Raw genomic sequence first — 24,307 nt, forward strand, 5'->3', positions numbered from 1 at the left:
ACCGGGGCCGCCGCAGTCCGCCGGTCGACGTGCCGGAACAGCAGGTGACAGCGTGACTCCGACGAGCAGGAAGGACACGGCCATCGACACGTCGACGTCGCGGGTGACAGCTGGCAGCGTCGAGCCGGCGCCGGAGTCCTGAGCGCCGGCGTTCGCAGTTCCGGGGACGTTGATGCCGGCGTGCACGCTCACCTGGACGATGGCGGCGACGACCACGACGAGCAGGTAGACGGCACCAGCGGCTCGGGCGAAGCGCTTGGCCGCCGTCACCAGCGTTCCTCGACCGATCAGCATGACGTCACGATGGCGGGGCCTTGTGACGGCCGCATCCCCTCTGTGGGCTCGTGCTGCCCTGGGCGCGGGGACGACCGGCGCCTCGCACTTTCGGCTGAGGCGTCACCGCTGTGGCCTCGGGGCTTGCGAGCGGATCAGGTGTCGCGGCGCGTCTCGTAGGCCCACATGACGATCTCAACGCGGTTGCGGGCATTGAGCTTGCGCATCAGGGCGGCGATGTGTGTCTTGACGGTGCTGAGGCTGATCGACAGCTCATCGCCGATCTCGCTGTTGGTCCTCCCGCGAGCGGCAGCGAGCAGGACCTGTTCCTCCCGAGAGGTCAGCGGCTCGACGGGCTCGGGTGGCACTGAGCGTGAGCGGCTGTTGGCGAAGGAGGACAGGAGCCTCGCGGTGATGTTCGGTGCGATCAGGGCGTCGCCGCGGGCGGCGGCATGGACGGCTTGGGTGAGCAGTTCAGCACCGGCGTCCTTGAGGAGGAACCCGCGGGCCCCTGCCTTCAGCGCGCCGTAGACGTACTCGTCGAGGTCGAAGGTGGTGATGACGACGACGGCCAGAGGATCGGCGATGTCGGCTCCGGCGAGCTGCCGGGTGGCTTCGATCCCGTCGACCTCGGGCATGCGGATGTCCAGCAGGCACACATCGGGGCGCAGCGAACGGGCCATCGAGATGGCCCGACGGCCGTCGGCGGCCTCGCCGACGACGGTAATTCCCGGTTGAGCGTTGAGGATCATGCACAGCCCGGCCCTGACGATGTCCTGGTCGTCGGCGACGAGCACGCGGATGGTCATGACGCGCGAACCGTCAGAGGCAGCGAGGCGTCGACGCTCCAGCCGCTGTCCGGGTCAGGTCCCGCCCGCAGGGTGCCGCCGAGCAGGCTCGCCCGCTCGGCCATGCCGCGCAGCCCGTAGCCGGCGGGCGTAGGGCTGGCCGTACTCGCCTCGCCGTCATCGCGCACTCGCAGGCGCACCTGACGGCCGGATGCGGTGACGTCGACGGTGACGTGGGTGGCGCCTGAGGCGTGGCGGGTCGCGTTGGTGACCGCCTCGGCGGCGATCATGTAGAGGGCGGTGCTGACTGCTGGGTCGACGGCCTCGACGTCACCGGAAACCTGGACGCGGACGCCCAGCACCTCGCCTCCGGGGCGAGCGAGCCGCTCGATGTCCGCCAGGCCCCGGCGGGGGGCGAGATCGGCGTCGGTCCCATCGCGCAGCACGCCCACCAGCGCCCGCATCTCCTTGAGAGTCCTGGAAGCCTCCTCCTCGATGGTGACCAGCGTGGCCAGCGCGCGTACAGGATCTGCGGCCGACAGCGCGCGACCTGCCTGCGCCTGGACCGCGATCGCCGAGACGCGGTGCCCGACCGTGTCATGCAGCTCGCGTGCCAGCTCGTTGCGCTGGCGCAACCGCACCTGCTCGATCTCGCGGACGCGGCTGCTGGTGCGGTAGCGCACTGCCGCGCCGAGGGCGGCCGAGAACAGGAAGAAGCCGTAACCGGCGACCCTCTCCGCAGGTGAGGTCGGGTCCACTACGAGGGTGACGGGCAGCCAGATGAGGATGATGCCGAGTCCGAGGGCACCCTCGCGACCTGCCCCCCAGCGCAGGAGGGCGTAGGGCAGCACGAGCACCCCGGCGATGCTCTGCAGGCCGGTGGCATCGACGGCCACGATCCTCGCGATATCGAAGGCAAGGAGGGCTCCGAAGGCGACGGCGACCGCGGCCAGCGGGCTCGTGCGCCGCCACAGCAGGCACGCTGCGACGACCAGGCTCACGCTGAGGACCAAGGGCGCCCAAGCCCTGTCGTCGCGCAGCAGCATCTCGACGAACGAGCTCGTGACGAGAACCGCCACGACAGCCCAGTCCCGCCAGACCCGCGCAGGCGGGCGATCCGGGCGCGGCTCGGCCCACAACGCAGCCAGCATGCTTCCCCCTCCCCGCCAACGTAGAGGGGCCGCCGCTCGGGCGGATCAGCCGAAAGTACTGCGGATGTCCCGTCCCTGCGGCCAGGACAGCTGGAGCCCGCAGGCGGATGTGTCGCCTGTCAACGCTGGTCATGGTGAAGACATCGACTGAGCCGACCTGGCCAGCTCGCCAGCACACAGGAGAAGTGATGACCAGAAGCAGCACAACCGCCGGCGCATTCCAGCAAGCGCAGCTCCCGGTACAAGCGAAGCTCGCAGCAGCCTGGACCAGCTTCATGTTCCTCTACATCTACGTCGACTACCTCCACCTGTACAAGCCCGGCTCTATCGACGAGATCCTGGTCGGCGTCGTCCATGAGTTCGACACCGGCCCAACCTTCGTCGCCCTTGCGCTCACGCTCATGGCCATCCCGATCCTCATGATCATGCTCTCCACGACACTGCCCGCCCGTGTCAACCGCGCCACCAACCTCGTCGTGGCAACGCTCTACATCCCCGTCTCGATGTACAACGTGGCCGGCGAGGAGTCCTGGACCTACTCCTACTTCTACGGCCTCTCCATCGGACTCGAGGTGCTGCTCCTGGCCTTCATCCTGCGCGCCGCATGGACCTGGCCCCGGACCACTCGAGCCACCGCCGGCCGCGACCTCGCCCAGGCCCGGGTGTGACGCTCGAGGCAGGCCCGGTCCCCGCGTCGGACCTCCGCCGCGGCGACCAGCACCCGACCCAGCTCGGGCATCAGCTGCGTGGCAACGGCCGGGTAGTCGCCCAGCGCCCAGATGGCGCGGTGCCGGGCCTTGAGCGCGCGATCGGCGGTGATCGCGTCGATGGTGTCGGTCCTTACTCGCTCCTCGCGGTCGGGCGGTGGTTCCGCCGTGCGCCGACCATGGCCCCGGCACGTTGCAGAGCGGCTGCAGCCCGGATGCATGCAGCCGACTGCGATTCGTCACGCCTGCGCGGAGCCCTACGGGGTTGCGTGGGAGGAGACAGTGACCACGCGGGCCGTGGCCCTCCCCTTCAGCCGCTCGAGGAGCAGGTTGGTCACGAGGAGCGACTGCTGGTGGGGGATCACTCGTGCTCGGCGGTGAGCCGCTGGCGGGACAGGTTGCGGGGTGTTGGTCACAGGCCGAGGACCAGGCGCAGCGCGGCGTCAACCTGGCGCAATTCATCGAAGCTGAGGTGTCCGGCCGACTCACCTAAGCGCTGCGGGTCCACCGCACTCGTCTGTTCGGCCAGCACCCGGGTTGGGCGGCCCTCGATGGACACCTCAGGACGGAACGTGGCCGCTCGGGCCGAGGTGGACGTCGGCGCGACCAGCCAGGTCGACAGGGGCAGCAGGCTGGACTGGACGACGACGGCATAGCGGGTGCCGGCCTGCTCATGGCCCTGGGCGCCGCGGGGAGAGCGCAGGCGGTAGACCTCACCACGCACGCAGCGTCTCCATGTCCCGGAGGACCTGAGCGCTCTCGGCACGGTCGGTGTCATCGGCTGCCAGCGCAGCGGCCTCGGCGCGCAGCCTGTCCTGCGCCGCTGCCTTGGCGGCATCGATCAAGGCCGCTCGAACGGCTGTGGAGACAGAGGTGCCGTCTTGCGTCAGGACGGCCAACGCTCGGCGCGCGTCTTCGTCGGGGCGGAAGGTGATCGTCTCGGCCACTCCCGAAGTGTCTCACGGGAAGTAAGACGTGGAGACGGCGCTGTGCACTGGCCCCCGAAGGCGGGTCCGACACGAGCCTCAGCGGCGCTTAAGGCAACTGAAAGGCACGAGTGCTGTCGGCTGAGCCCCTGACCAGCAAGGACACCACGCAGAGTCCCCAGCCTTCCAAGCTGGCCATGCCGGTTCGATCCCGGTCACCCGCTCCACGCATGCACCGGCGTCAGGCCGGGCGGACGTCCACCAGCGTCGCGAACGCGATCACGTTGTCCTCGTAACTGCGGACGGCGGAGTCGAAGTCGCCCCCGCACGTGATCAGGCGCAGCTGGGGGTTCTCGGTGTTGCCGTAGACCTCCAGGGTCGGGAAGTCGTCCTTCGGGTGGGTCTCCACCCGGTCCACCGCGAACACGGCCACGCTGCCGTCCGCGCGGGCGACGGTCACCTCGGCTCCCGGCTGCAGCGCACCGAGCTCGAAGAAGACGCCGGGGCCGTGCTCAGCGGAGTCGACGTGTCCCAGGATGACTGCGGGGCCGACGGCGCCGGGGGCCGGGCCGCGCTGGTACCAGCCGGCCTGGTCGTTCGGTCCCAGCGGCGGCACCTCGACGGTGCCGTCGTCGTTGAGGTCGAGGCGCAGCAGCTCACTGGTGACGCCGATCGACGGCACGGACACCGAGACGGGCTCGGCCACCTGCTCGCTCGCGGCATCGGCGGACGGCGCCGACGGCGGGGTCGTCGGCGGGGGCGCGGCCTCCCCGGCGGCCGAGGGCGACGGCTCGGAGGGTGCGGCCGACTCCGAGCGGTCCTCCGCCGCTGCGGCCGGTTGCGGGGGGCTCTGCTGCCCGGTCACCGCCAGCACGACCGCCGTCACGGCTACCAGCAGGAAGACGCCGGCGACGGCCGCCCAGACGCGCCAGCTCGGGCGACGGGTGCGGGATGGCTCGGTCACGGGAGTCCCTCCGGGGGGTGCGGCGACGGCGGTTTCAGAAGATGGGGCCTGCGCCGCGCGGGGATCGAGTGACCCCCGCGCGGCGCGGGTGGGTCGGTCAGGCCTGGTCGGCGGCCTGGCGACGGCGGTAGGCGACAGCCCCCGCGGCCGCGGCACCGGTCAGCGCGAGCGCCCCGATGCCCATCGCGGCCTGCTGCTCGGTGCCGGACGTGCTGCCGGCGCCCGTCTCGGCGCCACCGCTCGGGGCGGTACCCATCTGCGCCAGCTTCAGGGGACCACACGCAGCGGGAGCGGTGGCCTCCATGGGCAGCGACGGGTCGAGGTCGCTCATGATGTCGCCGTCGTAGGCACCGCTGCCGTTCTTGTCGACACCGTGCAGGACCAGCACCGCGGTGCCGGCGGCGAAGGACTCCTGGACGTCCTGGGTGATGGAGAACGTCCGCTCGTAGCTGACCGTGCCGTCATCGGCCGTGGGGAAGCGGTCGATCGCGAGCCCGCTGTCGGGGCTGGTGTCGCCCGTGGTGGTCAGCGACGTCCCGATGGCGCCGTACTCCTCGGAACCTTCGGTGGTGCTGACGAAGCCGTCGCCGTTGGCGTCGTCGCCGTCGGTCGGGCAGGTGCCCATGGCGCCGATGTGGAAGTGCTGGGCGTGCGGCGAGCCCGCCAGCAGGCCCGTCGCCTCGATCATCACGGTGGCCTGGTCGCCTTCGAGGGTGACCATGCCGGTGCCGGACACGCCGGACTGGTTGAGGGCGCCGAGGTCGGCCTGGTAGCTGCCGTCGTGGGCGGCGGAGGCGGCCGTCATGGTCAGCAGCGGGAACGCGGCTGCCGCGATGGCGACGGTCGGGATAGCGAATGCCTTGCGCACGATGTGCTCCTCTGGATCGAGAGGTTCTCGTCGGCGCCCGGGTGGACGACGACGTCGACAGCGGTTCAGAACCGCTCTCGCGTGGATCGGACGGTCGCAGTGGTGCGGCCGCCGGCGCCTGGGTCGGGAAAGACCCGTTCAGCGGGCGGTCCCCCGGCCGATGCCACTGGCCGCCACCGCGCTGTCCGATCAGCGTTCGGTCGCACTGCCCGCATCGGTTCACTCGGTAACGCGCACCACCCGATCGTGTTCAAAACGATTGCGCGACATCGGTTCCGGGGATCGGCCTGCCGGACGCCCTACGGCCACGCCGAAGGCATCCCGCGACCCCTGTACCTGCCCCGGCCGTGTCATCCTCCCCAGGGAGGCGACCGGTGACCGCCCCTGAACCGGGAGTGGCCCCGCATGCGAAGGACTGTCATGGCTGATCACGTGCCCACCCACCGCCGTACGGCGCTCTCGAGGTTCGCCATACGCATGGCCGCGGGCGTGATGACCACCCTCGCCCTCCTGCTCGGATTCGGGGCAACCTCCGCCTCGGCGCACGACGCGCTGGTCGCGATCACCCCGTCCGCCGACGCGACCCTGGACGTCCCGCCTGCGCAGGTGACGCTCGAGTTCAGCGGCCGCCCGCAGGCGCTGGGCACCCAGGCCCTGGTCAGCGGTTCGGACGGCGGTCAGGTGTCCGTCGGCGCAGCCGAGCTACGCGATACGAGCGTCGTCCAGCCGCTCTCCGACGACCTCCCCAGCGGGACCTACACGGTCGAGTGGCGCGTCACCTCCTCGGATGGTCACGCCCTGTCGGGCACGTCCACCTTCACGATCGCGGAGACCTCCTCCGCAGCAGCGGATCCGTCGGCAGCCACGGTGCCGCCGGCAGCCACGACCCCGTCCGACCCCGGTCCCGCAGCACCGGCGGCGGGATCCGCGAACGCTGCGGCACCCGCGTCGGAGACGGACGGCCTGTCCTCCCCGGTGGCCTGGACCGCCGCGGGCACGGTCCTCGCGGCGGCCGGGGTCCTCATCGTCCGGCGACGGCGCGCGCGGCCGTGACGACCGGTCGCGCGGCCGGCGCGACGGCCCTCGCCGAGGCTCCCGGGACGGCTGCCGCCGGCACCTCGACGGCAGCCGCTCCGGAGGACGCCGCACCACTCCGGGGCCGCGTCCTCGGGGCCGTGGCCGCGGGCATCGCGGGCCTCGTCGCGCTGCTCCTGCTCGCCCTCGCCGTGGGCGGTGGCGGCCAGGCCGATGCATCGGGGCTGGACCAGTCCGGCCGGCTCGTCGACCTGGGACTGCCGATCTCCGCGCTGGCCGCGCGGGTGGCCGCACTGGGCACGGTGGGCACCCTGCTGTTCGCCGCCGTCCTGCTGCCCGGCCCCGGGCGCGCACTGCCCGCCGCGGCACAGCGCGCCGCCCGGGCGGCGTCCCTGTGGGCGGCGGCCTGGGTCGGCGCGACCGCGCTCAACGCCCTCTTCACGGTGAGCGAGCTGGTCGGCGTCCCGCCGACCTCGCTGACGTCGTCCTCGGTGCGGATCTTCGTCACTGACGTGGCGGCGGGACGGGCCGCTGTTGCCGTGATCGCGGCAGCCGGCTTCCTCGCCCTGGTCGCCCGGCGGTGCCGCGGCACTGCGTCGGCGGCCCTGCTGCTCGCCGTGGCGCTGTCGGGCCTGGTCGTCCCCGCCGTCCTCACCGGCCACTCCGCCGCTGCCGACAACCACCTGCTGGCGGTCACCAACCTGAGCGTGCACGTGGTCAGCGCGGCCGTGTGGGTCGGCGGCCTGATCGCCCTGCTGGTGCACGGACGCGGCCGCGATGATCTGGCACCGGCTGCCGCCCGGTTCAGCGCGGTGGCGCTGGTCTGCTTCCTCGCCACCGGGGCGTCCGGGCTGCTGGCCGCGTGGCTGGTGCTCGGCGGGGACACCGATGCGCTGGCCGCGGTCACGGGCACCGGCTACGGCTGGCTGCTGGTCGGCAAGGCGGCCGGGCTCGCAGCCCTCGGGGTGTTCGGCTGGCAGCATCGACGCCGCACGCTGCCCGCCCTGAGGGCCGGTCGGCGACGTGCCTTCCGCCGCTTCGCCGCCCTGGAGGCCGTCGTCATGCTGGCGACGATCGCCCTGGCCGTGGCCCTGTCCGCTTCTCCCCCGCCCGCGGCGAGCTCCCCGCCGGCCGTGGCGCAGTCGGTCGCGCCGGGTGCGCAGCCCGGGCCGGCGGCCCCGGAGCCGGGTATCGAGGACATGGCCGGCCACGACCACGGGGATCTGTCGGTCACCGTGCTGATCGACGAGACGCGCTTCCACGTCTCGGCCCCGGTGTCTCCCGACACTGCGGTCACAGTGCACAACGCCACGGGCACGGAGGTCACCATCACCGCGGTCGACGGCAGCTTCGACGTCGTCGTCCCCGGAGGGACCCTCATGACGTTTCCCGCCCCGGACGAGCCGGGCAGCTACCCGTTCGAGAGCCGTCACTCGGCGTCCTTCACCGGGGTGCTCGTCGTCCGCTGAGCGGATACCCGCTGCGCAACCGGGCGTGCCCGGTCAGTCCTCCTGGATCACCGAGAAGACGTTGCCCGCCGGGTCGGTGAACCAGGCGATCAGCGGCCCGCCGGCGCGCATGATGCCCCGCTCGTCGGTCGGCGGGTTCTCGTAGTGCTCGAACCGGACCCCTCGATCGACCAGCGCGTCGACGGCCTTCTCCACGTCGGGCACCGGAAAGTTGAGCACCGTGAAGGTCGCCGGCGCGTGGTCGGCCTTGGCGTATACCAGCACGTCCGTGCCGCCGCCGAGGTGGAGCCGCATGATGCCGTCCATCGCCTCATCGGTGACGCGGAGCCCCAGCGTCTCCTCGTAGAAGCGGCGGGCCGCGACCGGGTCGTCGACGGAGAAGCCGCTGTAGGCCGGGCTGTCGGTGAGCATGAGAAGTCCCCTCTCGAAGGTCCTTCTCCTAGGACCGAGCGTCCACCCGGGAATCATCGGTGGCCGGTCCGCCGCGCCGACGGGTCAGTCCACGAGCGTCGGGAGGCCGAGCGTCCGGAACAGCGGGGTGTCGAGGTCGAGGAAGCTCGAGATGTGGGCGATCCGCCCGTCCGCCAGCTCGAGCACGTGCAACGCCCACGGCTCGTGGCCACCCCCCTCCCGTGGGCGGTACTGCGCGAAGGCCGGCGTGCCGTTGGCGCTGAGCGGCACGACCACCGCCCCCCGGCAGCCGGCGCCCGGGCCCAGCATCCAGGTGCCGATGTCGTCGCGGCCGCGCAGCCACATCTCGAACGGCGGCATGTGCTGGGTGGCGTCCTCGTGCAGCAGCCGGACGAAGGCGTCGATGTCGTAGCGCTCGAACGCGTCGACGTAGCGCGCGAGCAGCTCCCGGTCGTCGGCGTCCAGCGCCCGGGGTGCGGGCACACCGCCCGCCGCGGCCAGCGTGGCCCGGGCGCGCTGCAGGGCGCTGTTGACCGACGCCACCGTCGTGTCGAGCAGCTGGGCCACCTCGTCGGCCTTCCACCGCAGCACCTCGCGGAGGATCAGCACGGCCCGCTGGCGCGGGGGCAGGTGCTGCAGGGCAGCGACGAAGGCAAGCCTGATCGACTCCTTGGCCACGGCGTGCTCCGCGGGGTCGCCGTCCTCGAGGAGTACCTGCCGGTCGAGCACCGGCTCGATCCAGGCCGTGGCGGGACGCCGTCCGGCGAGCGAGGCCTGCACCGGCGGGAACGGGGAGCCGGCCAGGTCCATCGGCAGCGCCCGGCGCTGCCGGCCGGACAGCTGGTCGAGGCAGACGTTGGTGGCGATCCGGTAGAGCCAGGACCGCAGTGCCGACCGGCCCTCGAAGTCGCTCAGGCCCCGCCAGGCCCGGACCAGCGTCTCCTGCACCGCGTCCTCGGCGTCGAAGGAGGAACCGAGCATGCGGTAGCAGAAACCCGTCAGCTCACGACGGTGCTCGAGCAGGCGGGGATCGAGCTGATCCGCCGGGCCGATCGCGACGCTGGTCACCTGAGACCACTCCTCGCAGTAGGTGTGCGCGCCAGCACACCACAGGACACCGACAGTTCGGGAGGGTCGTCGTCCTACTGGTAGGTGACCAGCTCGGGAACGGGGCTGACCTGCCCGATCGTCTGCTCGGGCGTGAGCATCGGCAGGTCCTCGTCGTAGAAGTTCTTCCAGCCCCAGTACAACCCCGGCGGCGCCGTCTCTTGCAGCGCGCGCCAGGTGGCCTGCTTGTCGCCCTGACCACCCTGCCCGTCCGCGTGGATCATCACCGCGAGCTCGTCGCGGGAGGTGTCGACCCGTTCGCGGCCGGGGAGCATGTCGAGCCGGAACTGGTGCAGGACCAGCAGCTTCTGCGGCAGGGCGTTCTCGCGGGTGAGGTCGGCGAGCCAGGTGATGACCCGGTTGACCTCGTCGATCTCCACCGAGCCGATCTGGGTCAGGTGCACCTCGCCCGGGCCCAGCCGCCACTCCGGGTCCAGCGCGAGCCCGACGTGCGGCAGCTCCAGCAGGGAGCGGTACAGCTCGGCCTGGGTGACGAAGTCCGTGCGCCCCGGCTGGAGGTCGAGCACGACGTACAGCCCCGCCTCCCCGGCCGCCTCGACCCACGGGCGGAGGAACTCGGGATCGGCCTCGGCCGAGTAGTCGCCGTCCGCACCCGCGGACGACGACGCGACGGTGGCGATGATCTCGAACGCCGGCACGACCGTGGCCTCGACCAGCGGCTCGTAGGGAGCGGCGTGCGCGCGTGCCCGCTCGATCGCCGCGTCGAGCGGCTGTTCGCCCAGCACGCCGAGGGCGCCCGTGCCGGGATGGCCGTAGAGGGCGACCAGCATCCGGCCCGGGAAGAGCAGCTGTCCGCCACCGGGCAGCTGGGTGCCCGTGGCGGCCGTCTCGAGCTTCCACTCGAGCCCGTCCTCGGCGGCGAAACCGGCGCCCAGCGCGACGACGGACTCCGGCTGCTCCTCCGACAACGACTCGACGACGTCCGCCGATGCGCGGGGGTCGGTCTGCTCGCCGGTCAGCACGACCCGAGCGCCGGCGGCCCGCGCAGTGGCGATCCCGGCCAGGGACTCCGGCCCGTCGCCGGCCAGGACCACCGTCCCGGACAGCTCGTCCGCGCGGTCCACGGCCGGCAGTTCGGCGTCCGTCCCGTCGCCTGACGCCGGCGCGGTCGCGCCGTCGCCCTGCAGAGCGACCAGCTCGTCGGGGTCCAGCGCGGCGACGGCGGCGGCCTCCCCGTCCGCCGCCACCGACTCCGCCGTCCACTCCAGCCCGGTGGCCGCGGCGACGGCGTCCGGGTCCGCAGGCACCTGCACGACCTCGGGTCCGCCCGCACCGGCCGACTCGTCCGACGCGGTCCCCGCCGCATCGCCGACGGCGAGCACCGTCACCGTCCCCAGCCGGTCCAGCTCGGCCGCCACCTCGGCGGCCACCGCCCCGCCGGCGGGCTCCAGCAGCAGCGGAACACCCAGGCCCACCGCCGCGGAAGCCGCCAGCAGGGTCCCCGCGGTATCGCCGTCCCGCGCCACGACGGTCACGTCGGCGCTGTCGAAAAGGGCCCGGCTCGTCGCCACGGCCGAGGCCACTGCCTCCGCATCGGCGACCAGCGTGAAGGCCGCGTCCGGCGGCGACGTCACCACCTGCGCGGCGTCCCGGGGGGCGTCGGCCTCGTCGCTGTCGGCTGCGTCCGAGGTGCAGCCGACGACGAGCGAGGCGGTGGCCAGACCGGCCAGGGTGGCGCGCAGGCGCACGGGCTCCTCCGTCCGCCGGCATGCCGGTGGCGCAGGGGCGCGACGACGGCGGCACGCTCGGCTCCTGGCGAGCTTAGTGCGCCCGGCCATCGCGCCCGGCGGAACTCGTTGGCGAACCGTCGGACCCGCCCGGTAGACAAGTCCCGTGGCCGACGACCTCTACGACCAGCTGCGACCGGCGTCTCCTGCGGAGTGGCCCGACTTCCTGCAGGCGATGACGGGTGCATTCGGCGAGACGCCGACCGGGCCCTATCTCGACAGCCCCTCGCCGGTCGCCGAGCTGGACCGCTCCCTGGGTCTCTGGGAGGACGGCCGGGTCGTGGCCACCTCCGGCATCTACAGCCGTGAGCTGAGCGTGCCCGGCGCCGTCGTGCCCTGCGCCGGCGTCACCTGGGTGACCGTCGCCCCCACCCACCGCCGGCGCGGCGTCCTGACGGCGATGATGCGGCGCCAGCTGACCGAGCTGCACGAGCAGGAGCGCGAGCCGGTCGCGGCGCTGTGGGCGTCCGAGCACACCATCTACGGCCGGTTCGGCTACGCGCCGGCGACCGTCCGCGCCCCGCTCGCCGGACCGACCGCCCGGCTGCGCCTGCGCCCCGACGTCGACCTCGGCACCGGCCGGGTCACGCTCGTCGACCAGGCCGCCTACCGGCCGGCCGCGGTCGCCGTGCACGAGAAGGTGCGCCGCTTCGTGCCGGGCAACATGGCGCGGGACGACCGCTGGTGGGACCGCCTGCTGCTCGACCTGCCGGAGCACCGGCACGGCGCCACGGCCCTTCGGTTCCTGCTGCACACCGAGGAGGACGGGACGGTCACCGGCTACGCCGCCTACCGGATGAAGGAGAACTGGACCGACACCGGCCACCCCGACGGCACGCTCACCGTCGAGGAGGTGCGCGCACTCAGCACGCCCGCATACGCCTCGCTGTGGCAGGTGCTGCTCTCGATCGACCTGGTGAGCACCGTCCGCGTGCAGCGGGCGTTCCCCGACGACCCGGTCCGCCACCTCGTCACCGACGCCCGGGCGCTGACCGGTCCCGTCCGCGACGGGCTGTGGGTCCGGCTGGTCGACGTCGGCCGGGCGCTGTCGGCCCGCCGGTACCCGGCGCCGATCGACCTGGTGCTCGAGGTCCGCGACCGGTTCTGCCCGTGGAACACCGGTCGCTGGCGGCTGTCGGGACACCCGGCCGGGGCCTACTGCGGCCCGACCGACCGCGACCCCGACATCGTCCTCGGCATCGAGGAGGTGTCCGCGGCCTACCTGGGCGGCACGTCGCTGGCCACGCTGCAGGCCGCCGGGCGGGTCACCGAGATCAGCCCTGGCGCAGTGACGCTGGCCGCCACGGCGTTCCGCTGGCCGGTGACCCCCTGGTGCCCGGACGACTTCTGACGAAGGCCCCCAAGCGCCTCGCCCGCTCGGCGCGGGACCCTGCAGCGGGGCCGTTCCATCAGCTCACCTGGTGGGCTGGCCACCGGCCGGGCGGTGGCGGTCGCGCTCGTAGTCGCTGATCAGGCCGATCCGGCGGACGTGCCGCTCGTCGCCGCTGAAGTCGGTGCGCAGGAATTCGAGCACCAACTCGGTCGCCTCCTCGGGACTGTGCTGGCGGGCACCGATGGAGACCACGTTCGCGTCGTTGTGCTGGCGGGCCAGCTGCGCGGTGGCGGTGTTCCACACGAGCGCGGCACGGACGCCGGGCACCTTGTTCGCCGCGATCTGCTCGCCGTTGCCCGAGCCCCCGATGACGACGCCGAGGCTGCCCGGCTCGGTCACGGTCCGCTCCCCCACCTCGAAGCAGAAGGGGGGGTAGTCGTCCTGGGCGTCGAACTCGAACGCGCCGCAGTCGACCGGGTCGTGGCCGGCGTCGGCGAGCGCCTGCTTGAGGTGGTCCTTGAACTCGAGGCCGGCATGGTCGGTACCGATGAAGACGCGCACGGCGGCGAGTCTGTCAGGCTCGCGCCGTGGCGGTGCTGGGGGTCGACGGGTGGCGGGGGTCCTGGGTCGGCGCCCGGTTGGAGGGCCGCTCGGTCACGCTGCTCGCGCTGGAGGACGTCGCCGCGGTGCTCGCCGTCCCGGACGTCGAACTGATCGCCATCGACATGCCGATCGGCCTCTCCGACGACGGCGTGCGCGCCTGCGACGTCGCGGCGCGCAGGCTGCTGGGTCCGCTGAGCAGCTCGGTCTTCCCGACGCCGGTCCGCGCGGTGCTCGCCACCGACGACTACGCCGAGGCCCGTGCCATCTCGCGGGCGCGCACCGACCCGCCGCGGGCGCCCTCGGCCCAGGCCTTCCAGCTCGTGAAGTCGATCCGGGCACTGGACGACGCCCTGGGCGAGCCACCGACCGATCGGGTGGTGGAGGTGCACCCCGAGCTGGCGTTCCGCGCGCTGTCGGACGGGGTGCGTGACCGGAAGGGTTCCGCTCGCGGAACCGTGCAGCGACTGCAGGCGCTGCGCCCGGTCATGGACGTCGAGGCGGCGCTGCTCGGGGCGCCGGTGGGCGTGCCGGTCATCGACGCGCTGGACGCGTGCGCCGCGGCGTGGTCGGCCGCCCGCCTGGCACGTGGCGACGGCGAGTGTGTCGGGGACGGCGCCGTCGACAGCCGCGGCCGCCCGATGCGGATCTGCTGGTAACGGACGGCCTCCGATCCTCGGGATCCGGTGAGCGTCCCGACTGTGTACCTACGGGTCGACCCGGGCCGTGCAGGGTTGAGCCGCGTCAGCCCGCGGCTCAACCCTGCGCGGCCCGGCTCGACGTTCCCCTCAGGAACCGGTGAGGCGGCGGACCACCGAGAGCGGCAGCACGCGCAGCAGCCGCGCGATCGGCGTCCACGGCCACCCGGGGACGTAGGCCTTGGCGGGCTCGCGCTCGATCGCCGCGGTCAGCGCATCGACACCCGTGTCGAGGTCGACGGTGAACGGACCGCGCCGGCCGACGTTGATGTCGGTGGCGATGTAGCCGGGCAGGATCGTCGTCACGACGATGCCGCTCCCCCACACGTCGGAGCGGATCCCCTCGGCGAGGGCGTTGACCGCGGCCTTGCTGGCGCCGTACGCCGTCCGGGTGCCCGGCATGCCCCGGACGGAGGCCACGGAGGAGATCAGCACCAGGTGGCCCGCGCCCTGGGCGCGGAAGACCTCCATGGCGGCCTCGCACTGGGCGTGGGCCCCGAGGACGTTCGTGTGCAGGACGGCCCGGTTCGCTCCCGCCTTGCCGGTGCCGATCGAGGCGCCCTTCCCGATGCCGGCGTTGACGATCACGCGGTCGAGGCCGCCCAGCTCGGTGGCGAGGGCCGGGATCACCCGGGCCACGGTCTCGGGATCGTCGACGTCGAGCGCCGCCGTCGTCACCCGGATGCCGGGGTGCGCGGCGAGCAGCTCCTTCTTCAGCGACTCGAGCAGCTCGGTGCGTCGGGCGACGAGCGCCAGGTCGCGGCCCATGGCGGCGAACCGGCGGGCCATGCCCTCGCCGAGGCCGGAGCTCGCGCCGGTGATGAGGATGCGCTGACGGGCGGGGTTCGGCACCGCGACAGCATGCCGCAGGGTCCTTGGACCCGGCGTCCGACCCCACGGCGTGACCGACCCGTCGCAGTTGCGCAGTACGCGCCGCAACCGGCTGGACCCGCGAACCGCTGAGCATTCTGGGACGCCGCGCGCCTCGGTAGCGTCCCGCGCGGTCCGAGGCCGAGGCCCCGCGTCGCGTTCTCGACCAGCACGGGGGCCGGCTCTGCACGGAGGACACCCATGAGGACCCGTCGCCCAGACATCCCCGATCCACGGCTCCCCGCGGACGAGCCGTCGTCCAGCGCCGCAGCCCCACCCGCGGCGGAGGCGCGCACGGGACCCGGCGGACACCCGCTGTGGGTCGCCCTCGTCCTGATCAGCACCGTCCAGCTCATGGTGGTGCTCGACGGGTCGGTGGTGAACATCGCGCTCCCCCGCATCCAGGACGAACTGGCGATCACCGATGCCGACCTCACCTGGGTGGTCACCGCGTACGCCATCGCCTTCGGCGGCCTGCTGCTGCTCGGGGGCCGGCTCGGCGACGTCATCGGTCGCCGCAAGGTGTTCTTCGCGGGGGTGCTGCTGTTCTCCGTCGGCTCGCTGCTCGCCGGTCTCGCCCAGGAGCAGTGGCAGCTCCTCGCCGCCCGCGCCCTGCAGGGCGGCGGCGCAGCAGCAGCCTCACCCACGGCGCTGGCGCTGATCACCACGACGTTCCCGGCCGGTCCGCCGCGGAACCGGGCCTTCGCCGTCTACGCGGCCATGTCCGGTGCCGGCGCGGCGGTCGGGCTCATCCTCGGCGGCGCGCTCACCGAGGCCTCGTGGCGCTGGACGATGCTGATCAACGTGCCGATCGGCCTCGCCGTCGCGGTGCTGGCGCCCCGGTTCCTGGCCGAGTCCGAGCCTCAGCCGGGCCGCTGGGACCTCCCCGGAGCGCTGACCGCGACCCTCGGGCTGGCCGCCGTCGTCTACGGTTTCAACCGCAAGGCCCAGACCGATGCCGACACCGGGCTGCCCCAGGAGTGGTCGGACACCCTCGTCTACGGCCCGGTCGTCGCCGGCGTCCTGCTGCTGGTCGCCTTCTTCGTGATCGAGGCCCGCTCCCCGCACGCGTTGCTGCCGATGCGGGTGATCGCCGACCGGACGAGGGCGGTGAGCTTCGCGGTCATGCTCGTCACCGGTGCGGCGATCTTCGCGATGTTCCTGTTCGTGTCGCTGTTCGTGCAGCAGGTGCTCGGCTACAGCCCGCTGGAGGCCGGCATCGCGTTCCTGCCGTTCACCGTCGGCATCGTGGTCGCCGCGCAGGTGGCCTCGGCGCTGGCCTCCCGGGTCGATCCCCGCTGGATCGCGGGTTCCGGCGGAGCGCTGTCGGTCCTGGCGATGTGGGGCTACAGCCAGATGGACGTCGGCGCAGGGTACGCGACCGACCTGCTGCCGTGGGTCGTCGTCCAGGCGGTCGGGATGGGCCTGCTGTTCGTGCCGCTCACCCTGACGGCGGTCAGCCGGGTCGACCCGGGTGACGCCGGCGTGGGCTCGGCCGTGCTCAACACGGTGCAGCAGGTCGGCGGCGCCATGGGCATCGCCGTCCTGGGCACGGTGTTCGCCAACGGGATCAGCGAGCGCACCGCCGAACTGGCCGCGGCCGGCGCTCCGCCTGGCCCGGCGGCCGCCCTGGAGGCGCAGGCGTTCGGCACCTCCGAGGCCTTCGGCGTGGCCCTCTGGATGATGGCCGCTGTCACCGCGGTCATCCTGGTCGGCCTCTCCATCGGGCACGAGGAACTGGCCACCGACGTCACCCCGGGGGCGGCACCCGTCCCCGGAGGACCGCCGGAGGTCCCGCTGCAGACGGATGCCCCGAGGGAGGACGGCGCCGGCCCGTCCACCCAGGCCCGCGTCGCAGGCACCCGCGAGTAGGGCCCGCGGGCGGCCTCAGCGGCGGGCGGTGAGCTCCAGGGTGTCGGCGGGCACCGAGTCCATGTCGGGACCGGAGAGCCGGGTGCGCTTGAGCTCCCAGAAGTCGGGAAGGTTGGCCAGCAGGACCGCGCCGTCGAACGCCTTGCCGGCGTCCTCGCCGGTCGGCACCTTGCTGATCACCGGGCCGAAGAACGCGACGCCGTCGATGTGCATGACCGGGGTGCCGACGTCGTCGCCCACCGGATCCATGCCCTCGTGGTGGCTCTTCTCCAGCGCCTGGTCGTACTCGGTGGAGGTGGCGGCCTCGATCAACGACGCCGGCAGCCCGGCCCGCTCGAGCGCCGGGGCGATGAGCTCGTCCAGCTCCAGCCCCTCGTGGTGCCGGAGCGTGCCCATCGCGGTGTAGAGGTTCCCGAGCACCTCGTCACCGTGCTGCTGGGCGGCGGCGATCGCGACCCGGACGGGCCCGATCGCCTGCTTCATCATCTCGGCGTAGTCCTCGGGCAGTTCCCGCCCGCGGTTGAGGACGGCGAGGGACATGACGTGCCAGTGCAGGTCGATGTCGCGCACCTTGGCCGCCTCGAGCACCCACCGGCTGGTGAGCCAGGCCCACGGGCACAGCGGGTCGAACCAGAAGTCCACGCGGGCCGTGGTGGGGGCGCTCTGCACTGCCTCGGTCATCGTCGGTCTCCTCACGTCGGGTCGGCCGGCCGCTCGCGCCGCGCCTGCTCTTCGTGCCAATCCGGATCGACAGCGGCTTGTTCCCGTGCCGTGGGGCCGACGGCGGTGGAGCGCCGGAGAACGTGTCGTCCCGGCATGGGAAGCTGCCCGCTGTGGCCGTACCGAACCTGACCCGCACCGATGCCGCTGCCCGCGCCGAGCTCCTCGCCGTGCAGAGCTACGACCTCTCCCTCGACGTCACCGACGGCGCCGGACACCCCGGCGAGCGCACGTTCCGGTCGGTCACGACCGTCGAGTTCACCGCCCGGCAGGCGGGAGCGGAGACGTTCATCGACCTGGTCGCAGAGACCGTGCACTCGGCCACCCTCAACGGGGCCGAGCTCGACGTCAGCACCTACACCGAGGACGGCGGCCTGCCGCTGCCCGGCCTGGCCGAGCAGAACACCCTGGTCGTCACCGCCGACTGCCGGTACTCCAACTCGGGCGAGGGGCTGCACCGCTTCGAGGACCCCGAGGACGGGCAGGTCTACCTTTACACGCAGTTCGAGCCGGCCGACGCCAAGCGCATGTTCGCCTGCTTCGACCAACCCGACCTCAAGGCCGCGTTCACGCTGCACGTGGTCGCACCGTTCGACTGGCAGGTCGTCTCCAACACCGGTGGGCGCACCATCGAGGCCGGCCCCGCCGGCTCGCAGCTCGTCCACTTCGAGCCCACCAAGCGCATCTCCACCTACCTGGTGGCGCTGATCGCCGGGCCGTACGCCAAGGTCACCGACTCCCACGAGGGCATCCCGCTGGGGCTGTACTGCCGCGCCTCGCTGGCCAAGCACCTCGATGCCGACGAGCTGTTCCGCGTCACCAAGCAGGGGTTCGACTTCTACCACCGGGTGTTCGACTACCCGTACCCGTTCGACAAGTACGACCAGCTGTTCGTGCCCGAGTTCAACGCCGGAGCCATGGAGAACGCCGGCGCGGTCACCTTCCTGGAGGACTACGTCTTCCGCTCCAAGGTCAGCCGGGCCCGGTACGAGCGGCGCGCGGAGACGATCCTGCACGAGCTCGGGCACATGTGGTTCGGCGACCTGGTGACGATGCGCTGGTGGGACGACCTCTGGCTCAACGAGTCGTTCGCGACCTACATCAGCACGCTCTGCCAGGCCGAGGCCACCGAGTACACGACCGCGTGGACGACGTTCGCCAACACCGAGAAGGCATGGGCCTACGCCCAGGACCAGCTGCCGTCGACGCACCCCATCGCCGCGGACATCCCCGACGTCGCGGCTGTCGAGGTCAACTTCGACGGCATCACCTACGCCAAGGGCGCCTCGGTGCTCAAGCAGCTGGTGGCCTACGTGGGCAGGGACGAGTTCCTCGCCGGCGTGCGGCGGTACTTCCGGCGCCACGAGTACGGCAACACCACGCTGGCCGACCTGCTCGCGCCGCTGGAGGAGAGCTCGGGTCGCGACCTCGGCGAGTGGGTCGAGCAGTGGCTGAAGACCAGCCAGGTCAACACCCTGCGGCCGGTCTTCGAGCTGACCAACGACGGCCGGTACAAGACCTTCGCGATCGAGCAGACGGCGGTCGCCGAGCACCCGGTGCTGCGCAACCACCGGCTGGCGGTGGGCCTCTACAGCGAGGGCCCGCAGGGTCTCACCCGCAGCGACCGGGTCGAGCTGGACGTCGCCGGCGCACGCACCGAGGTGCCCGAGCTCGTGGGACACCCGGCCGCGGACCTGGTGCTGGTCAACGACGACGACCTCACCTACGCCAAGCTGCGGCTCGACGAGCGGTCGCTCGGCACCTTGCGCAGCCGCATCGGGGCGATGCCCGACCCGCTGGCCCGGGCACTGTGCTGGTCCGCGGCCTGGGACATGACCCGGGATGCCGAGCTGCCGGCCCGCGAGTGGGTGCAGCTGGTGCTGGCCGGGGTCGACGCCGAGTCCGAGATCAGCGTCGTCCAGGCACTGCTGGGCCGGGTGCAGACCGCGCTGACCTCCTACACCGACCCCTCCTGGGCGCCGACGGGGTGGGCGGCCCTGGCCGACCACGCCTTGAGCGCGCTGCAGACCGCACCGGCCGGCAGCGACATGCAGCTGCAGTGGTCCCGGACGCTGGCCAGCGCGGCGCGCTCCGAGGAGCACGCGGCCGTGCTGCGCGGGCTGCTCGACGGCTCGCACACCGTCGAGGGCCTGCAGGTCGACGCCGATGCGCGCTGGGCCTTCCTCTTCGGACTGGTGGCGATCGGGGCCGCCGGGGACGCCGAGATCGACGCCGAGGCCGAGCGGGACGCCACCGCGACCGGCGTCCGGCGGGCGGCGACCGCCCGCGCACTGCGCCCGACGGCGGAGGCGAAGGAGGAGACCTGGCAGCGGGCCTTCCACGACGAGCAGGTGCCCAACGCCGTGCACGAGGCGCTCCTGCAGGGCTTCTGGCACCCCGCCCAGCGGGAGCGCACCGCCGGCTACGTGGACCGGTACTTCACCGAGATCGGCCCCATCTGGGAGCGCCGTCCGGGCGAGATCGCGAAGAACGCGGTGCAGTACCTGTTCCCGCCGATCGTCGAGCCCCGGACCATCGCCGCGGCCGACGGCTGGCTGGCCGACACCGACCAACCAGCCCCGCTGCGCCGGTTGGTCTCGGAGGGCCGCGACGGGATCGCCCGGGCGCTACGCGCCCGCGAGCGGGACGCCGACGCGCACCTGTAGGACGAACGACGGGCGCCGCACCACCGCGAGGTGGATGCGGCGCCCGTCGGCGTTCGCGCACGATCCGCCCAGGCAAAGGAACCTTTACCCCCCTCCTCGGCGCCCGAGACAGGGGTAAAGGTTCCTATGCCTCGCTCAGTGCGGGCGGCGCAGGGAGGCCGGGTGACCGGCCTGGTCCGACAGCTGCCGGAGTCCGTTCACGGTGCCGCCGACCAGGTCGCCCGCGGCGAAGGACGTCGTCATGGACAGCACGGCCAGCGCGCACGCCCGGTCGGGCAGCCGTCGCGCCGCGCCCGCCCCGGTGACGACCTCGACGACCTTCTGCCCGGGTGAGATCGCGATGAGCACCGAGTCGGTCGGATTGGCGCCGGAGCGGGAGTGCATCTCCTCGGCCTGGACGCGGGTGCGCTTGCCCAGGTCGCCGATGTAGAGGGTGAAGCGCAGGCCGGTCTCCCGGGAGGACATGGTCAGCGCCTCGTCCAGCCGCGCGAGCTCCTGGAAGGTGAAGATCTCGTCGAGCGCGGACCGCTGCGACTCGTCGGTACGTGCCGGAGCCGTCTGGTTCGTGGCCGTGTCGTGCGACTCGGTCTCCAGCGCGCTGGTCATCGCCGTCCTCCCGGGACAGTGGTCGTGGAGTGGGTCATCGTCGTCACCAGGTCCCGCGGGCGCCGCCGAGCGGGCCGGCGTCCACCGGCGGGTACCCGACGTGGGCGCTGTGCGCCCCGGAGCTCCCGTGCGACAGGGAACCTCCGCCGTCCGTGTCGAGGTTTCGTTCCTCGGGCTGCTCCGGGTACATCGACGAGCCCAGGGCCGACGTCGACCTCCCGGGCACCGCCGCCGGGCCGGAGGCAGGAGCCGGCCCGTGGGCCTCCGACCCGCCGTTCTCCGGGTGCGGCTCGTACCAGACCGGCGCGTGGTCCCACGGCTGGCCCGGCTTGTAGCGGAGGCGCTTGCGCCCACCGGGCAGGGTCAGCAGCGCCAGCACCACGATGACGGCCAGCGGGATGCCGACGAGTATCAGGAGGACCTCGACGGTGTTCACGGGCGACAACTTACCGGCACGGGTCGCTGTTCACCCCGTCTGCTCCCACGACGCGGGGTGCCGGTGGGCCCAGGGGCGGGCGGCCTCCAGCTGGGCCGACAGCGCGAGCAGCGTTCCCTCGTCCGCGGGGCGCCCCACGAGCATGCTGCCGACCGGCAGCCCGGCGTCGGTCCAGTACAGCGGGACGCTCACGGCCGGCTGTCCGGTGACGTTGAACAGCGCGGTGAAGGCGGCGTAGCGCTTCTGTCGTTCGAAGTCCTCGGCGCCGTCGCCGTCGGCGTCGAACCAGCCCAGCGGCCGCGGCGTCATCGTGCAGACCGGAGCCAGCAGCACGTCGTAATCGGCGGTCGCCTGCAGGAACCGGCGGGAGAAGAGCCGCAGCGCCGCCATCGACTCCATCGCGGCCCGGGCCGACATCGCCAGCCCGCGCCCCCGCAGCTCGCGGGTGAGCGGGCGGAGCTCGCCCACCCGGTCCGGCGGGACGGGCAGCATCGTCCCGGACAGCGCCCACACCTGCTCGAAGGACGGGAGGACGTCGGGTCCGAGCAGCCCGGCGGGCACGTCCACGACCTCGTGCCCGAGACCGCCCAGCAGCGCCGACGCGTCCTCGAACGCCGCCGTCACCTCGGGGTCCAGGACGACGTCGGGCATCGGCGACTCCAGGTAGCGGCCGATCCGCAGGCGCCCCGGTTCGCGGTCGGCGGCGCCCAGGAAGGTCTCCCCGGCCGGCAGCGGGGGCGCCCAGGCGTGGTCGCCGAGCACGGGGCCGGCCATGGCGTCGAGCATCGCGGCGCCGTCGCGGACGGTGCGGGTGAGCGGGCCGTTGATGCCCAGACCGGTCACGTCGCTGCCGAACGGTGCGTTGCTGATCCGTCCGCGGCTGGGCTTGATCCCGTAGATGCCGTTGATCGACGCCGGGATGCGGATGGAGCCACCGCCGTCGCTCCCCTGGGCGACCGGCACCATGCCGGCCGCCACGGCCACGGCCGCGCCACCGCTGGACCCACCCGCCAGCCGGGAGGGATCCCACGGGCATCGGGCCGGCCCGGCCAACTCGTTGTCGGTGTAGCAGGGGAAACCGAACTCCGGAGTGTTGGTCTTGCCCAGGCTGATCGTCCCGGCGGCGGCCAGCTTGGTCACCACGGCGTCGTCGGTGGAGGGGACGAAGTCGGCCATGACCGTCGAGCCGAACGTCGTCCGGACGCCGGCGGTGTTGTTCAGGTCCTTGATCGCCGTCGGGACGCCCAGCAGGGGCGGCAGGTCGTCCCCCCGGCGGATCAGCGCCTCCGCCCGGCGGGCGGCGGCGAGGGCCCGGTCCGGCGTCACGGTCAGGAACGCGCCGAGCCCCGCGTCGAGGGCAGCGATACGGCCGAGGGAGTGCTCGACCAGCTCGGTCGGACTCACCTCCTTCGCCCGGACGGCGGCGGCCTGCTCGAGCGCGCTCAGGTCGTGCAGCTGGGTCACGGGCGGGACGCTAGTCCCGCCCGCTGGTCAGTCGGCTTCGGGTGCGCCGATCGGGTTGCCGGCCGGCCAGTCCCCCGCCGCCACCACCGCACGGCGCACCGGGGCGAGGAGTTCGGCGAGGCGGTCGCACCCGGCGTCGCCGAGCGCCTGCCACGGGCGCAGCGCGAGCCGGTCGGTGTCGGCCTCGATGGCGGCGACCATGGCCAGGCCCTGGGCGGTCAACCCGTCCTCGTCCAGCCAGCGCCGCTCGACCAGTCGGGCGACCGCGTCGTCCCAGGCGGCGTCGTCCCAGCCGCGGGCCCGCATCAGCCATTCGCGGTCCGACCGCCCGGCGGCCGCGGCGAGGACGTGGGCGGTGATGCCGTCGACCTCGCGTTGCACGAGGGCGACGGAGTGCCCGTCGCCGCGGTGCTCCCGCAGGGTGGTGAGCGCCTGCCACAGCACCAGGTGCGGCTCGCCGGGCACGTCCACCGCGGTGTTGGCGGCGGCCAGCGGACGCCCGGGGAGGTCGACGGCTGCCGCCGCCCTCGCCGCCAGCTCCATCGCCTCGATCGCGTCGTCGGAGGCGATCCACTCGTCGCCGAACAACCGGAGGACGGCCGCGTCGACGCCGGCCAGGCGTGCCTCCAGAGCGGCGGCCGGAGCGAGGCCGTCCCAGACCCCGGGCACCCGGCGCGCCACGAACCCGGGCGCGAAGTTGTAGAAGACCGCCGTCACGACCTCGGGACCCACGGCCCCCAGCGGGGCGGCGCGGAAGGCGAAGTAGCCGTTCCAGAAGCCGCGCAGCCCCGCCCGCTCGGCGGCGTCGCGGCACTCCTGCGCGAAGTAGGTGAGCGCCTGGAAGGGCTCGGCGAGGGCCCACAACCGGCGGGCGGTGCCCGGCGACGTCATGCGCTCACGCTCTCGGGCACGCCGAGCCAGTCGCGCCAGCGCGGGTCGACCGTCCGGGTGCCCAGGAGCCGCCACGCGGCCCCGCTGGGCGTGCGGGGCGGGTGCGGCAGCGCCCAGCCCATTTCGGCCAGCGAGCGGTCGGCCTTGGTGTGGTTGCACCGGCGGCAGGCGGCGACCACGTTGTCCCAGGTGTGCGTGCCACCCCGGCTGCGCGGCACGACGTGGTCGATGCTCGTGGCCGACCCGCCGCAGTAGACGCACGTCTGCCCGTCACGGGTGAAGACGGCGCGGCGGGACAGCGGCACCGACGCCGGATAGGGAACCCGGACGTACCGGGTCAGCCGGACGACGACGGGCACCGGGAGGCTGACGCGCTCGGCGTGCACCACGTCCGCCGCGGAGTCGACCGGCTCGGCCTTCTGCGCCAGCACGAGCACGATGGCCCGCCGGCTCGACACCACGCACAGCGGCTCGTAGGTGGCGTTGAGCAGCAGGGTGGCGCTGGTCGTGCCCGGTGACGGGACGGGCACGACCGAGGGACAGTGTGGGTCGCGGCGCGGGCCTGGGTGACCCACCGACGTCGACCCGGACGCGGCGCGCAGCACGGATCACCTCCGGTCGCCGCGGACCGCCGGTGGCTCCGAGACCCGCGGGCTGCCCCATTCTGACCTGAGAACGCCCGATCGGCGCTGCCGGATTTCCCG

General features: G+C 73.1%; 24 protein-coding genes. 7 read left to right on the forward strand and 17 right to left on the reverse strand.

Features of this window, described 5'->3' with window-relative positions:
* Window positions 1-428: 428 nt before the first annotated feature.
* Window positions 429-1,070, reverse strand: coding sequence for a response regulator (locus FHU33_RS16815; RefSeq protein ID WP_246063742.1), 642 nt, complete (start codon window positions 1,068-1,070; stop codon window positions 429-431).
* An 8-nt stretch (window positions 1,071-1,078) separates the two neighbouring features.
* On the reverse strand, window positions 1,079-2,212 hold the full coding sequence (locus tag FHU33_RS16820) for a sensor histidine kinase (RefSeq protein ID WP_142026360.1): 1,134 nt from the start codon (window positions 2,210-2,212) through the stop codon (window positions 1,079-1,081).
* A gap of 188 nt (window positions 2,213-2,400) precedes the next feature.
* Here FHU33_RS16820 and FHU33_RS16825 point away from each other — a divergent pair, with 188 nt between their 5' ends.
* Entirely contained in the window at window positions 2,401-2,880 is a 480-nt protein-coding gene (locus tag FHU33_RS16825; protein WP_142026361.1) for a DUF6326 family protein, read from the forward strand.
* 451 nt (window positions 2,881-3,331) lie between these two features.
* On the opposite strand, the gene FHU33_RS16835 is transcribed toward FHU33_RS16825, so the two are convergent.
* The 4 genes from FHU33_RS16835 to FHU33_RS16850 form a co-directional block, all read right to left on the reverse strand.
* Window positions 3,332-3,643, reverse strand: coding sequence for a type II toxin-antitoxin system PemK/MazF family toxin (locus FHU33_RS16835; RefSeq protein ID WP_142026362.1), 312 nt, complete (start codon window positions 3,641-3,643; stop codon window positions 3,332-3,334).
* The gene (locus FHU33_RS16840; protein ID WP_142026363.1) at window positions 3,633-3,866 is read right to left on the reverse strand and encodes a hypothetical protein; all 234 of its coding nucleotides are present in this window, start codon (window positions 3,864-3,866) and stop codon (window positions 3,633-3,635) included. The genes FHU33_RS16835 and FHU33_RS16840 overlap by 11 nt, the downstream gene beginning before the upstream one ends.
* A gap of 220 nt (window positions 3,867-4,086) precedes the next feature.
* Window positions 4,087-4,809 carry a class F sortase gene (locus FHU33_RS16845; RefSeq protein ID WP_246063744.1) on the reverse strand — a complete coding sequence of 241 codons (723 nt, stop codon included), beginning with the start codon at window positions 4,807-4,809 and terminating at the stop codon, window positions 4,087-4,089.
* A 97-nt stretch (window positions 4,810-4,906) separates the two neighbouring features.
* Window positions 4,907-5,677 carry a hypothetical protein gene (locus tag FHU33_RS16850; RefSeq protein ID WP_142026364.1) on the reverse strand — a complete coding sequence of 257 codons (771 nt, stop codon included), beginning with the start codon at window positions 5,675-5,677 and terminating at the stop codon, window positions 4,907-4,909.
* 420 nt (window positions 5,678-6,097) lie between these two features.
* Here FHU33_RS16850 and FHU33_RS16855 point away from each other — a divergent pair, with 420 nt between their 5' ends.
* Both FHU33_RS16855 and FHU33_RS16860 read left to right on the forward strand, forming a co-directional pair.
* Window positions 6,098-6,730 carry a copper resistance CopC family protein gene (locus FHU33_RS16855; RefSeq protein ID WP_170182490.1) on the forward strand — a complete coding sequence of 211 codons (633 nt, stop codon included), beginning with the start codon at window positions 6,098-6,100 and terminating at the stop codon, window positions 6,728-6,730.
* Complete coding sequence (locus tag FHU33_RS16860; RefSeq protein WP_142026366.1) at window positions 6,727-8,181, forward strand: CopD family protein; 1,455 nt, start codon at window positions 6,727-6,729, stop codon at window positions 8,179-8,181. Before FHU33_RS16855 ends, FHU33_RS16860 begins: the two co-directional genes overlap by 4 nt.
* Window positions 8,182-8,214: 33 nt before the next feature.
* Here the strand turns inward: FHU33_RS16860 and FHU33_RS16865 are convergent, their stop codons facing one another.
* The 3 genes from FHU33_RS16865 to FHU33_RS16875 all read right to left on the reverse strand — a co-directional run bounded on the left by FHU33_RS16865 (window position 8,215) and on the right by FHU33_RS16875 (window position 11,408).
* Window positions 8,215-8,592 carry a VOC family protein gene (locus tag FHU33_RS16865; RefSeq protein ID WP_142026367.1) on the reverse strand — a complete coding sequence of 126 codons (378 nt, stop codon included), beginning with the start codon at window positions 8,590-8,592 and terminating at the stop codon, window positions 8,215-8,217.
* An 84-nt stretch (window positions 8,593-8,676) separates the two neighbouring features.
* Window positions 8,677-9,660, reverse strand: coding sequence for a sigma-70 family RNA polymerase sigma factor (locus FHU33_RS16870; RefSeq protein WP_142026368.1), 984 nt, complete (start codon window positions 9,658-9,660; stop codon window positions 8,677-8,679).
* A gap of 74 nt (window positions 9,661-9,734) precedes the next feature.
* Window positions 9,735-11,408: an MDR/zinc-dependent alcohol dehydrogenase-like family protein gene (locus FHU33_RS16875; protein ID WP_246063746.1), complete on the reverse strand. Its 1,674-nt coding sequence runs from the start codon at window positions 11,406-11,408 to the stop codon at window positions 9,735-9,737.
* A 145-nt stretch (window positions 11,409-11,553) separates the two neighbouring features.
* Between FHU33_RS16875 and FHU33_RS16880 the strand changes: the two genes are divergently transcribed.
* Window positions 11,554-12,798 (forward strand): GNAT family N-acetyltransferase, encoded by a 1,245-nt coding sequence (locus FHU33_RS16880; protein ID WP_142026369.1) that lies wholly within the window; start codon window positions 11,554-11,556, stop codon window positions 12,796-12,798.
* A 63-nt stretch (window positions 12,799-12,861) separates the two neighbouring features.
* Here FHU33_RS16880 and FHU33_RS16885 read toward each other — a convergent pair whose 3' ends face one another.
* Complete coding sequence (locus FHU33_RS16885; protein WP_142026370.1) at window positions 12,862-13,341, reverse strand: ribose-5-phosphate isomerase; 480 nt, start codon at window positions 13,339-13,341, stop codon at window positions 12,862-12,864.
* Between the two features lie 26 nt (window positions 13,342-13,367).
* On the opposite strand from FHU33_RS16885, the gene FHU33_RS16890 reads away from it, so the two are divergent.
* The gene (locus tag FHU33_RS16890) at window positions 13,368-14,039 is read left to right on the forward strand and encodes a DUF429 domain-containing protein (protein WP_142026371.1); all 672 of its coding nucleotides are present in this window, start codon (window positions 13,368-13,370) and stop codon (window positions 14,037-14,039) included.
* A 129-nt stretch (window positions 14,040-14,168) separates the two neighbouring features.
* On the opposite strand, the gene FHU33_RS16895 is transcribed toward FHU33_RS16890, so the two are convergent.
* The gene (locus FHU33_RS16895; protein ID WP_142026372.1) at window positions 14,169-14,930 is read right to left on the reverse strand and encodes an SDR family oxidoreductase; all 762 of its coding nucleotides are present in this window, start codon (window positions 14,928-14,930) and stop codon (window positions 14,169-14,171) included.
* Between the two features lie 219 nt (window positions 14,931-15,149).
* On the opposite strand from FHU33_RS16895, the gene FHU33_RS16900 reads away from it, so the two are divergent.
* Complete coding sequence (locus tag FHU33_RS16900) at window positions 15,150-16,820, forward strand: MFS transporter (protein WP_142026373.1); 1,671 nt, start codon at window positions 15,150-15,152, stop codon at window positions 16,818-16,820.
* 15 nt (window positions 16,821-16,835) lie between these two features.
* Here FHU33_RS16900 and FHU33_RS16905 read toward each other — a convergent pair whose 3' ends face one another.
* Window positions 16,836-17,501: a mycothiol-dependent nitroreductase Rv2466c family protein gene (locus FHU33_RS16905; protein ID WP_142026374.1), complete on the reverse strand. Its 666-nt coding sequence runs from the start codon at window positions 17,499-17,501 to the stop codon at window positions 16,836-16,838.
* 152 nt (window positions 17,502-17,653) lie between these two features.
* On the opposite strand from FHU33_RS16905, the gene pepN reads away from it, so the two are divergent.
* Entirely contained in the window at window positions 17,654-20,206 is a 2,553-nt protein-coding gene (pepN, locus tag FHU33_RS16910) for an aminopeptidase N (RefSeq protein WP_142026375.1), read from the forward strand.
* Window positions 20,207-20,341: 135 nt separating this feature from the next.
* Here the strand turns inward: pepN and FHU33_RS16915 are convergent, their stop codons facing one another.
* Genes FHU33_RS16915 through FHU33_RS16935 form a run of 5 tightly spaced genes read right to left on the reverse strand, consistent with a single transcriptional unit; the run spans window position 20,342 to window position 24,133 of the window.
* Complete coding sequence (locus FHU33_RS16915; RefSeq protein ID WP_142026376.1) at window positions 20,342-20,812, reverse strand: DUF5130 family protein; 471 nt, start codon at window positions 20,810-20,812, stop codon at window positions 20,342-20,344.
* A 43-nt stretch (window positions 20,813-20,855) separates the two neighbouring features.
* Window positions 20,856-21,248: an aa3-type cytochrome oxidase subunit CtaJ gene (gene ctaJ / locus FHU33_RS16920; protein WP_142026377.1), complete on the reverse strand. Its 393-nt coding sequence runs from the start codon at window positions 21,246-21,248 to the stop codon at window positions 20,856-20,858.
* A gap of 30 nt (window positions 21,249-21,278) precedes the next feature.
* Window positions 21,279-22,712, reverse strand: a complete 1,434-nt coding sequence (locus tag FHU33_RS16925; RefSeq protein ID WP_142026378.1) for an amidase — start codon at window positions 22,710-22,712, stop codon at window positions 21,279-21,281.
* A gap of 27 nt (window positions 22,713-22,739) precedes the next feature.
* Window positions 22,740-23,603 (reverse strand): SCO6745 family protein, encoded by an 864-nt coding sequence (locus tag FHU33_RS16930; protein WP_142026379.1) that lies wholly within the window; start codon window positions 23,601-23,603, stop codon window positions 22,740-22,742.
* Entirely contained in the window at window positions 23,600-24,133 is a 534-nt protein-coding gene (locus FHU33_RS16935) for an HNH endonuclease (protein WP_142026380.1), read from the reverse strand. Before FHU33_RS16935 ends, FHU33_RS16930 begins: the two co-directional genes overlap by 4 nt.
* Between the last annotated feature and the right edge of the window lie 174 nt (window positions 24,134-24,307).

The sequence above is a fragment of the Blastococcus colisei genome, assembly GCF_006717095.1.
Lineage (GTDB): Bacteria > Actinomycetota > Actinomycetes > Mycobacteriales > Geodermatophilaceae > Blastococcus_B > Blastococcus_B colisei.

Excerpts from the sequence above, each read along its gene's own strand:
- FHU33_RS16855 (WP_170182490.1), top strand. The coding sequence starts at position 6,098 with ATGGCTGATCACGTGCCCACCCACCGCCGTACGGCGCTCTCGAGGTTC.
- FHU33_RS16865 (WP_142026367.1), bottom strand. The coding sequence starts at position 8,592 with ATGCTCACCGACAGCCCGGCCTACAGCGGCTTCTCCGTCGACGACCCG.
- FHU33_RS16820 (WP_142026360.1), bottom strand. The coding sequence starts at position 2,212 with ATGCTGGCTGCGTTGTGGGCCGAGCCGCGCCCGGATCGCCCGCCTGCG.
- FHU33_RS16905 (WP_142026374.1), bottom strand. The coding sequence starts at position 17,501 with ATGACCGAGGCAGTGCAGAGCGCCCCCACCACGGCCCGCGTGGACTTC.
- FHU33_RS16930 (WP_142026379.1), bottom strand. The coding sequence starts at position 23,603 with ATGACGTCGCCGGGCACCGCCCGCCGGTTGTGGGCCCTCGCCGAGCCC.
- FHU33_RS16900 (WP_142026373.1), top strand. The coding sequence starts at position 15,150 with ATGAGGACCCGTCGCCCAGACATCCCCGATCCACGGCTCCCCGCGGAC.
- FHU33_RS16825 (WP_142026361.1), top strand. The coding sequence starts at position 2,401 with ATGACCAGAAGCAGCACAACCGCCGGCGCATTCCAGCAAGCGCAGCTC.
- FHU33_RS16915 (WP_142026376.1), bottom strand. The coding sequence starts at position 20,812 with ATGACCAGCGCGCTGGAGACCGAGTCGCACGACACGGCCACGAACCAG.